4 protein-coding genes are annotated in these 2,127 nt (G+C 41.5%); 2 read left to right on the forward strand and 2 right to left on the reverse strand.

What is annotated here, in order from left to right:
• Nucleotides 1–295: 295 nt before the first annotated feature.
• The gene (locus A3729_RS13165; RefSeq protein WP_068511205.1) at nucleotides 296–748 is read right to left on the reverse strand and encodes a hypothetical protein; all 453 of its coding nucleotides are present in this window, start codon (nucleotides 746–748) and stop codon (nucleotides 296–298) included.
• Nucleotides 749–910: 162 nt separating this feature from the next.
• Here A3729_RS13165 and A3729_RS13170 point away from each other — a divergent pair, with 162 nt between their 5' ends.
• Nucleotides 911–1,153: an Arc family DNA-binding protein gene (locus A3729_RS13170; RefSeq protein ID WP_068510145.1), complete on the forward strand. Its 243-nt coding sequence runs from the start codon at nucleotides 911–913 to the stop codon at nucleotides 1,151–1,153.
• Nucleotides 1,150–1,551 carry a type II toxin-antitoxin system VapC family toxin gene (locus tag A3729_RS13175; protein ID WP_068511203.1) on the forward strand — a complete coding sequence of 134 codons (402 nt, stop codon included), beginning with the start codon at nucleotides 1,150–1,152 and terminating at the stop codon, nucleotides 1,549–1,551. The genes A3729_RS13170 and A3729_RS13175 overlap by 4 nt, the downstream gene beginning before the upstream one ends.
• 78 nt (nucleotides 1,552–1,629) lie before the next feature.
• Here the strand turns inward: A3729_RS13175 and A3729_RS13180 are convergent, their stop codons facing one another.
• Nucleotides 1,630–1,914, reverse strand: a complete 285-nt coding sequence (locus tag A3729_RS13180; RefSeq protein ID WP_068751095.1) for a hypothetical protein — start codon at nucleotides 1,912–1,914, stop codon at nucleotides 1,630–1,632.
• Between the last annotated feature and the right edge of the window lie 213 nt (nucleotides 1,915–2,127).

Raw genomic sequence — 2,127 nt, forward strand, 5'->3', positions numbered from 1 at the left:
CATAGACTGAAGACAGGCACCACGACGTAATAAGTAAGGTTGGATAGGTTAACGCGTCGCGTTAGCAACCCACGAATACCAGCATGATCACCGTCGAAATTACTTGCTTCATCTGATGCGTTGACGCTTCCCTAACGGGAAGAATGTTAATTAAAAAGAAAGGCTCTGGCCGAGGTTCCGGCAGGATTTTGTGCGGGCCTCTTGACGTGGGGAGTCATACCAACGCTTTTGTCGTGGGGCGCTGTAAGCGTCCAAGCCCCGCAGGGGCTGAACCACCAACTTTTTGTTAGGCAGATCATCGCACAAATTCGTAATTATGCCACTCAGGACGCTCTTCTTTTTCTAGAAACTCAACAATTGAACTCTTCGCAATATCTGTAGCAATACAGTACTTTTCGTGCAGTGGCTCACTCTCTCCGAAAGAGATTTCCTTTCGATCAGCTACTGAAATATTTTCATTTCGAGAATCACTTAAAGCACGAAATTCACTAGCATTTTCATCATAAAATATGAGGCCAGATATTTCGTCACTCCATTCTAGAGCGAAGTAAACACGAATATAGTTTCTGGCACCAAAAATGAATCTTTGCCACCAAGGCCTTAAACCATCGTCAGCTGCCAGCAATATCTTTCCTGATTTCGAATTTAGCGCATTCCGCAGTGCTTCTCTTGTCTCGGAGAAGTTCTCAAATTCTAATTCCTTACCGTCTAAGGTAAGAAAATATTTAGTGTGAGATTCCAAATTCATTTTATTGCCTAACGCCCGCCTCAACGAGCAAATTTTGCTGGCGGCAGTTTTGCCGCGCAGCGCAAAAGTGGTGACAGAAAAATTTGTCCGTTGGAGGCGCTTGTTAAAATCATTTATTTATGCAACCATAATGAAACCATATTGCAACCATGAGTGTTTTTTATGCCCGCAATTACAGTGAAGAATATACCAGACATTTTATACAGCCAGCTAAAACAATCTGCTGAAGCACACCACAGAAGTATAAATAGTGAGCTTATTGTATGCCTAGAGAAGGTTTTGAGACCACAAAAAATAGATAAAGACCAACTTTTAATGAATGCACGAACAATGAGGCAAAAACTAAAAGGTTTGAAAGTTACTGAGGAAGATTTAACTAAAGCCAAAGCTGAAGGCAGAGAATGATTGTAGCTGACACTAATACAATAGCTTACTTATATTTACCCTCTGACTATAGCGAATACGTAGAAGCCTTGCTATTGAAAGACCCAGATTGGATTGCCCCTATATTATGGCGCAGTGAGTTACGAAACATCTTAGCTTTGTACCTTAGAAAAGAGCTTATTTCTATGGAGGATGCCTTAGAAATACAACAACAAGCTGAGAATTTACTCAAAGACAATGAATATACCGTAAATTCTTTCGAAGTATTAAATACTGCAAATGAATCAGGTTGTTCTGCTTATGACTCTGAGTTTATTTGCTTGGCAAAGAGCCAAAACTGCAAACTAGTGACTGCTGACAAAAAAATACTAAAGCAATTTCCAGACATAGCGATATCTGCCAGAGAGTACGTTGCTTAGAAATTTTAACGCCGCCAGCAACGGCGAGCGAAGCGAGTCCAGCCCACGGCCCTTTGTGGGCGATGTTGGCTGGCCTGGTTATATTTTTCTTTCAATGATGAACCCTGACTCGTCACCACAATGAATATAAATTTCACCGTCACCTTGTAAAGGAGTAGGAAATTCAATTTTACCCCGACCACAAAGGTCATCACCCTCGCAAGTGCCTTGCCAGCTAAACTCAAGATAAGGTGTTCGGTGAGATACCCTAACATCGAGCCACCCTTTTACAGCACCAAAAACGAACTGGCCTAATCCATCTTCAGTAAACTCAAAATAACCGGGTTCATCGAGGTCAACGTAGTCTTGAGGCCAAGTTGTCATTAACTTAATTTTCCATCGGCCTACAAAATCGTGCACTGAATTCTCCCTGAAATATAACGCCGCCATTTGCGGGATGAGTTTTATGGCGACGTTTATGCGTTTCTTTGCATAAACGGTGACAGAAAACGAAGATCCGAAAGATGGCCTGGTTATATGATTTTTGCTTTTAGTCTTTTGACCTTATGCTCTTAATTTATTGTTAAGAACTCAGAA

It is taken from the genome of Oleiphilus sp. HI0043, assembly GCF_001634935.1.

Coding starts and splice junctions, on each gene's coding strand:
- A3729_RS13165 (WP_068511205.1), bottom strand. CDS start 748: ATGAATTTGGAATCTCACACTAAATATTTTCTTACCTTAGACGGTAAG.
- A3729_RS13170 (WP_068510145.1), top strand. CDS start 911: ATGCCCGCAATTACAGTGAAGAATATACCAGACATTTTATACAGCCAG.
- A3729_RS13175 (WP_068511203.1), top strand. CDS start 1,150: ATGATTGTAGCTGACACTAATACAATAGCTTACTTATATTTACCCTCT.
- A3729_RS13180 (WP_068751095.1), bottom strand. CDS start 1,914: ATGACAACTTGGCCTCAAGACTACGTTGACCTCGATGAACCCGGTTAT.